Here is a 6,448-nt window from a genome sequence, read left to right as displayed (position 1 = left end):
TGCGAACGGGGCGGGCAGCGGGCAGCGGCCCCAGGCGGTGAACCCCGGCAGTGAAACCGGACGGGCGGACCAGACGAGCGGCCCCAAACGGGGCGCGCCACCCGGCAGCCTCGCGGCACGTCAGCCACGGTCAGGCAACTGCCGGGCAACCGCCAGCCCGTGCCCCGGCGCCACTCGCGTCCCGGCTAAGGGGCGCTTAAGCAAAGATCGACGATCGTTCTCCGAAACTGCAGCCGCCCCCTGGCACCGTTTATCATCCGTTGATTCCGAAAACGACCGACTTCTCCCGAGGAGCCCCGCATGTCTTCCTATAACCGCGCGACGGACCGCTACACGAGGCCCGCCGTCTTTTTCCACTGGATCATTTTCCTGCTCGTCGCGCTCGCCTATCTGGCCATCGAGATACGCGGCCCGCGCGGCTCCGACAGCCGCGCGTTCTGGACCGGCATTCATTTGTGGGCGGGCACGCTCGTGCTCTCGCTATCGGTCTTGCGGCTGCTCTGGAAACTCTGGGCCGGCGCGCCCGAGGAAATCGAAAACACCCGGCTGCTCGCGTTCGCGGCACGCGCCGTGCACCTCGCGCTCTACCTCTTCATCTTCGTGCAGCCGCTGCTGGGCATGCTGATGCTCAACGCCGGCGGCCACCCGGTCACGCTTGCGGGAACCGGCATCGGCTTCACGCTGATCGGCGCGGATTCGATCGCCCGCCCGCTGCTCAAGGACGCGCACGAATTGCTCGGCAACGTGTTCTATGGGGTGATCGGCGTGCACGCGCTGGCGGCGATCGTGCATCACGTGATCTTCAAGGATCGCGCGCTGCGGCGGATGATCTGAGCGCGAGGCGCGCAGAAACACGCTCGCCGCGATCTTGCACGGCGCGGCGTGGACAATGCTCGGGCAGCGTTCAGCAGCGCTCACATAAGCGCCCAGGCGGCGCCCAAACGGCGTCGCTCAATTGCGCCAGTTGGCCTCGTAGAAGCGCACATAGCCGCTTCTAAGCACGAGGCATTGCGCCCGCGTCTCCGACAGCAGGCGGCGCGTGGCGGCCTCGATGCGGGGCCGGTGCGCGTCGAATGCGACGACCATGTCTTCGAGCCGCGGCGATAACGCGCCGAAGTGATCTTCGAGGGCTTCCGCAGTGATCATGCACTCCACCCTCTGCCCGTCGATCATCGCGGGAAACGCCAGGGTCAGTTCGCGACCTGAATATTCAGGCGCTTCGTTCGGGAATTGGATCTGCATGGGAATCACCTGGAAAATTGCCGCGCATGAGGTGATGCGGTAATGCGCGCACGGGTTGCATCCTGTCGTGTCCGCCGCTCGTTCCTCCTTGTCCCATGCAGCCGACGCGGGCCGTCACCTCGTTGCGGCAGCGAGTTCGCGGCGCGCCGAGGTGAATTGATTCACTTTAGACGAGTTCGCGCAAGGCGCAAGCCTTACCTGGGTTTTCCTTGAGATGCGTGCTGGTGGTGTGCGATTCGGTGCGCGATTCGAGGTGCCTTCAATGGGCTCCTGATGCGCATTTCGCCGCACACGCCGGTGCATGTTGCGGCGCGGTATGGCGCAACGGCAAAGAAAGGCGCGAAAACGGCGGTGAGGGCAAAACTGCGGAAACAACTGCGAAACCGGCCGCGCGATTGCGTGTAAAGTGTCGCGCTCGACCGCTCGCCGCCCCTCATTCGCACGATGCCCGACTCCATCCGCCCGCCTCTGGTTCGCGTCGAACCGCTCGGCCAGAGCTTCGAAGCCCCCGATTCGCTGACGCTTCTCGAAGCCGCCGCTTTCGCGAATCTGCGTTTGCCGCGTTCGTGCCGCAATGGCACATGCCGTACCTGTCTGTGCAGGATGACGGCCGGCCGGGTGCGTTACACGATCGAATGGCCGGGCCTCAGCCGCGAGGAAAAGACCGAGGGTTATATCCTGCCGTGCGTGGCGATCGCCGAAACCGATCTCGTGATCGAAGTGCCGGACGCGATCGAATTACCGGCGCGCTGAGGAGCGAGGCAGCGACTCAGCGCCCGCGGTTCAAGGCTCGTAATTCAAGGCCCGCGATTCAATACCTGTGATTCAGGGCCGGTGACTCAGCGCCCGTTGCCGAGCGCGCGGGAAATCTTCTTGTCCGTGTTGTACTGGCTCAGCGCATAGACCGACCAGATCGCGGCCGGCACCCAGCCGATCAGCGTGACCTGCAGGATCAGGCAGATGATGCCCGCGAACGGACGGCCAATCGTGAAGAACTGCAACCACGGCAGAAGGATGGCAAGCAATAGACGCATTCGGTTTTCCTGTGGGTTTTCCTGTGTTTCTATCCGTTTCTATCGTTCCGGCAGACCGCGTTGAGGCGCATTTACCACGCATTTAGCACGCATCTGCCGCTCGTTCACGGCTCATGTGCAGTATCAATCGTCGATCGGCGCAAAGCGCGGCGCCTTCACGCCGTCAAGCTCGACAAGCTCGAAAAACACTGTCGCGGGCCGGGTCCAGATCGTACCATTGGCCGCCCGGTAGACGATCATCGTGACCGTCGGATCGGATTCGAGCGTCGCCTCGCAAATCAGTTCGTAAATGCCGCCCTTGTAGTGCCGGTAGCGCACGGTATCAGTCCTCATATCGGGTTCGATCGAAACATTTGCAAGTGCGGTCCGCGTGCGTTCAAGCGCGCGTCAGCCGCCCTCTTTCAGCTGCTTCAGAATCTTGTAGACGGTCGCGCGGCCCATCGTCAGCACCGCGGCCACGTAGTTCGCCGAGCTGCGTCCGCGAAACGCGCCCTGCGCATGCAGCGCCTCGACGATTTCGCGCTTGTGCTCGCGCGTGAGCGCATTGATGCCGATCTGCCGTTCGCGCAGCCAGGTATGCAGATAGGTGTTGATGCGGTCCTGCCAGTCGTCGCGGAACAGATCCTCGGCGGGCGCGTCGGTCATCGAGCCGCCCTTGATGAACAGATCGAGCGTCGAGCGCACGTCCTCGAACACCGCAATATTGAAGTTCACGCACAGCATGCCGGCGGGCCTGCCGTCGTCGTCGAACAGGATGTTGCTCACGCAGCGCATGCGACGGCCGTCCCAGTTCAACTTCTCGTACGGGCCGATGGTTTGACCGCGCGCCGCGAAGTGCGCGTCGTCGAGCACCGACGGCGCGCCCACCTCGAGTCGCGACAGATTGTTCGCCAGATACGCGACGGTCTGATCGCGCAGATCGTGAATCACCACTTCGGCGCACGGATAGAGCAGCGCGGCGATGCCGTCGGCGATCGGCGCGTAGCGCTTGAGCAGCAGGTCTTTGACAGGCGACACGTTCTGATTGCGCATGAGATAAACGCGGGGTTCGAAGAAGGCGGCAAGGGTGCGGGCCGCGAATAGCGCAGCGATGCGGCTCGCCGAAGCCGGGCGGTAAAGCGCGCGCGCCGGCCCGGCTCGCAACGCGCCATTGTAGCGAGATGGGCCGGGCATCGCGACCGATGGCCGCCGCCGCGACATCGACGGCATGATGCCGGGTCCGCACGCCTGCGTGCAAAGCCCCGCCAGACGGGCGATGCGGGGCACATGCGGGGCGTGCGCGGAACTTTGCACTATCCAATCAGGCCCATTTAAGGCATCATATTGCAATAGTTGCATTTCGCACCCAGCAGCACTGGCAGCACCAGGCAGTCTCAAACCGGCATCTCCGCACCACCCCCGACTGTTCGACCGCCGCTCGCCGGCGATCCCGTCACCCCGGCAATGCGCCGCATGCATTCGCCGTCGCGAGTCGTACAACTGAGCGGTTCAGCTTCATGCGTCCGATGCGCGCGGCGTCCGCGCGACTTCAGCGTGTTTTTTCCGTCGAATCCGCGATTTCGCGCGGCCGCTCGAGCCATTGTCATTGAGCCTGCCCGGCCGGTTAGCCTGGCCTGTGCCAACCCTTTTTCATCGCGGCGCGCCTTCGGGGCTGCGCCGCCCGGTCCGCGCCGTCGCGCCGTACATCACGCGCGCCACGCGGATCACGCCATACAGGACACGTTGTTCATGAATCCAGCAGTCAAAACCTACAAGGGTTACGAAATTCATCCGCTCGTTTATCCGCACCGCCCGGCGGGCGCGCAGACGAGCCGCGATCCCGGCGCCGGCTACGACGCGTCGGTGCGCATCTGCCGCGTCGGCGCGAATGCGGCCGCCGACGGCCGGGTGTTCCGCCTGCAGTATCTGTTTCCGTTCGACGGCATGGGCAAGGCGCGCATCGCCTGCATGGCGCACGCCGAACGGCTCATCGACGGCCAGGTGAACGGCCAGTCGGTCGCCGATCTTTGAGCGGCCAGGGCGGCCGGCGCCATCGCAGGCACGGGCCGGCGGCGCGCTCCGGCGCGACACCCCGCCCAACCACGTATTCCAGGCCGCGTCGCCCGGTTTTGCCGGCGACCGGCTCTCTACTCATCATCCATCGACCAGGAGTTATGCATGGCGAAAGAAGAACTGATTGAACTTGACGGTATCGTCGACGAAGTGCTTCCGGACAGCCGCTACCGCGTGACGCTCGACAACGGCGTCGTGGTCGGCGCTTACGCATCGGGACGCATGCGCAAGAACCACATCCGCATTCTGGCGGGCGATCGCGTGACGCTCGAAATGTCGGTCTACGACCTGACCAAAGGCCGCATCAATTTCCGCCACAAGGACGAGCGCCCGAGCGGCGGCGCGCCCCGCCCGCCGCAGGCTGCGCGGCGGAGATAAGCTGAAGCAGCGCATGGCGCACTGCGTACCCGCAAGATGCGGCGATGCAGTGCGCGCAAGTAGCGGGAAGGCACACCTCGCACCGCATGCTGCGCGCACGGCCCCCTACCCCCCGAACACCGCCCCCAGATCCTCTGCCGCTGCGCTTCTGCGCACCTGCTCGATCACCCGCTCCTCGAGTTCCGACAGATGCTCGCGCATCGCCGCCAGCGCGGCCGGCAGGTCGCCGGCATCGAGCGCGTCGATGATGCGCGCGTGCTCGTCGGCGGAACAGCTCGAACCCTTCGACGGATCGAACAGCGCCTTGTACAGCTCGGTCTTCGCGACCAGTTGCCCGACCATGCCGAGCAGTTCGGTGCCGCCCGCGAGTTCTGTCAGCAGCACGTGAAACTGGCCGGCGAGGCGCACGGATTCGTCGATCGCACCCGTGCGCAGCGCCTTCTCCTCGCTGCGCACATGCGCACGCAGACGGCGCTTGTGAGCGGCGCTCAGCGCGCCGCACAGCGACGCGGCGATGCCCGCCTCGACGATCTGCCGCGCGCGATACACCTGACGAATGTCCTCCTCCGACGGCGACGGCACGAACGCGCCGCGATTCGCCTCAAGCACGAGCTTGCCCTCGAAGCCTAGTCGCGCGAGCACCTTGCGCAGCGCGCCGCGCGTGCAGCCGAACGCCGCCGCGAGGTCGCGCTCGACCAGTTGCGCGCCCGGCCGCAGACGGCCTTGCAGGAGCGCCGCGGTAATCGATGTGTAGATGCGCTCTTCGACGCTCGGCGCGGTGTCGTCTGTCGTGCCTGTAGCAGGCGCGGCGGATTCGGCAGGTAAAGGACGGCGGGTACGTGAGGCCATGAATTCAGTGACGGAAAAAGCGGGTAACGATGGAGCGAAGACCATGCAGAGCCGGTGTAAAGCCGGCGAGCATGGGCGATGCCGCCTTGCACGCCCGCGGCGTCCAGCCCGCGCGTAAGCGGCACCTTAGCCGCTCCTGAGCGGCAAGCCGGCATCGCGGCATCGCGGCATCGCGGCATCGCGGCATCGCGGCATCGCCTGGCATTCTAGCGGTGGCCCATGCGAGACGCCAAGGCGCTCGCGGCTCAGCCTGCATCGCGGCTTATGTGACGGCTTATACCGGACATTCCTCAAAATGGTTAACCATTTCAGGTTATTATGGCTAACCAAAAGAAAGCTTGCAGCGGTTTTTCCCGTTTCCGCGCCGGCTCGCGCCGCCCGCCCCATCGGGCTCCGGCGCACGCATGCGCCGCTGCTCGCCCGGTTCCATTCCGCGCCGCCGTTGCTCTTGTCAGGCCGCGCCGCTTTTTGCCTTCAGGTCCATCGTGAATTCGTCCTCCAGCGCCCGCTCGTCCCGCACCTCCGCGAACCACGCCAACCACGTGGTCCATGCCGCACTGACGTGGCACGACATCGTGTGGCTCGGCGCGATCGTCGTGATCGGCATCAATCTGCGGCCGTTGCTCACGTCGATCAGCCCGCTGATGACGACGATCCGCAACGCCACCGGCCTCAGCTTCTACGGCGCGTCGCTGCTGACGAGCCTGCCGGTCGTCGCGATGGGGCTCGGCGCATTCGGCGCGGCCGCGTTGACGCGCCGCCTCGGCGAAACGCGCGGCGTCGCGCTCGGCCTGCTCGCGATCGCGCTGGCCTGCGCGGCACGCGCGCTCGCATCGAGCGGCGCGACCCTGCTCGCCACGGCCTTGCTTGCCGGCGCCGGCCTCCCCCGCATT

Annotated in this window: 9 protein-coding genes and 1 pseudogene; 5 read left to right on the top strand and 5 right to left on the bottom strand. The window is 65.7% G+C overall.

Going from position 1 to position 6,448, the window contains the following annotated elements:
• Positions 1-300 precede the first annotated feature (300 nt).
• Positions 301-834: a cytochrome b/b6 domain-containing protein gene (locus GXB81_RS30105; protein ID WP_167283843.1), complete on the top strand. Its 534-nt coding sequence runs from the start codon at positions 301-303 to the stop codon at positions 832-834.
• Positions 835-951: 117 nt separating this feature from the next.
• On the opposite strand, the gene GXB81_RS30100 is transcribed toward GXB81_RS30105, so the two are convergent.
• Positions 952-1,242: a DUF1488 domain-containing protein gene (locus tag GXB81_RS30100; protein WP_167041543.1), complete on the bottom strand. Its 291-nt coding sequence runs from the start codon at positions 1,240-1,242 to the stop codon at positions 952-954.
• A gap of 444 nt (positions 1,243-1,686) precedes the next feature.
• Here GXB81_RS30100 and GXB81_RS30095 point away from each other — a divergent pair, with 444 nt between their 5' ends.
• Positions 1,687-1,995 carry a 2Fe-2S iron-sulfur cluster-binding protein gene (locus GXB81_RS30095; RefSeq protein WP_167283842.1) on the top strand — a complete coding sequence of 103 codons (309 nt, stop codon included), beginning with the start codon at positions 1,687-1,689 and terminating at the stop codon, positions 1,993-1,995.
• Between the two features lie 86 nt (positions 1,996-2,081).
• Here the strand turns inward: GXB81_RS30095 and GXB81_RS30090 are convergent, their stop codons facing one another.
• The 3 genes from GXB81_RS30090 to GXB81_RS30080 all read right to left on the bottom strand — a co-directional run bounded on the left by GXB81_RS30090 (position 2,082) and on the right by GXB81_RS30080 (position 3,308).
• Positions 2,082-2,276 carry a YqaE/Pmp3 family membrane protein gene (locus tag GXB81_RS30090; protein WP_167041537.1) on the bottom strand — a complete coding sequence of 65 codons (195 nt, stop codon included), beginning with the start codon at positions 2,274-2,276 and terminating at the stop codon, positions 2,082-2,084.
• Between the two features lie 123 nt (positions 2,277-2,399).
• Positions 2,400-2,609 (bottom strand): DUF1653 domain-containing protein, encoded by a 210-nt coding sequence (locus GXB81_RS30085; RefSeq protein WP_167283841.1) that lies wholly within the window; start codon positions 2,607-2,609, stop codon positions 2,400-2,402.
• 54 nt (positions 2,610-2,663) lie between these two features.
• A complete protein-coding gene (locus GXB81_RS30080; RefSeq protein ID WP_167041531.1) occupies positions 2,664-3,308 on the bottom strand; it encodes a PAS domain-containing protein in 645 nt (214 codons plus the stop codon).
• A 696-nt stretch (positions 3,309-4,004) separates the two neighbouring features.
• On the opposite strand from GXB81_RS30080, the gene GXB81_RS30075 reads away from it, so the two are divergent.
• Complete coding sequence (locus GXB81_RS30075; RefSeq protein ID WP_167041527.1) at positions 4,005-4,286, top strand: hypothetical protein; 282 nt, start codon at positions 4,005-4,007, stop codon at positions 4,284-4,286.
• A gap of 147 nt (positions 4,287-4,433) precedes the next feature.
• Complete coding sequence (gene infA, locus GXB81_RS30070; protein ID WP_167041524.1) at positions 4,434-4,706, top strand: translation initiation factor IF-1; 273 nt, start codon at positions 4,434-4,436, stop codon at positions 4,704-4,706.
• A gap of 105 nt (positions 4,707-4,811) precedes the next feature.
• Here infA and GXB81_RS30065 read toward each other — a convergent pair whose 3' ends face one another.
• Complete coding sequence (locus GXB81_RS30065) at positions 4,812-5,555, bottom strand: GntR family transcriptional regulator (protein ID WP_205299311.1); 744 nt, start codon at positions 5,553-5,555, stop codon at positions 4,812-4,814.
• A gap of 542 nt (positions 5,556-6,097) precedes the next feature.
• Here GXB81_RS30065 and GXB81_RS30060 point away from each other — a divergent pair.
• A pseudogene (locus GXB81_RS30060) lies at positions 6,098-6,448 on the top strand (MFS transporter); the annotation flags it as partial.

It is taken from the genome of Paraburkholderia sp. Ac-20336, assembly GCF_017105025.1.
In the GTDB taxonomy this organism is placed as follows: domain Bacteria; phylum Pseudomonadota; class Gammaproteobacteria; order Burkholderiales; family Burkholderiaceae; genus Paraburkholderia.
This window is presented reverse-complemented; position numbering and strand designations above follow the sequence as displayed.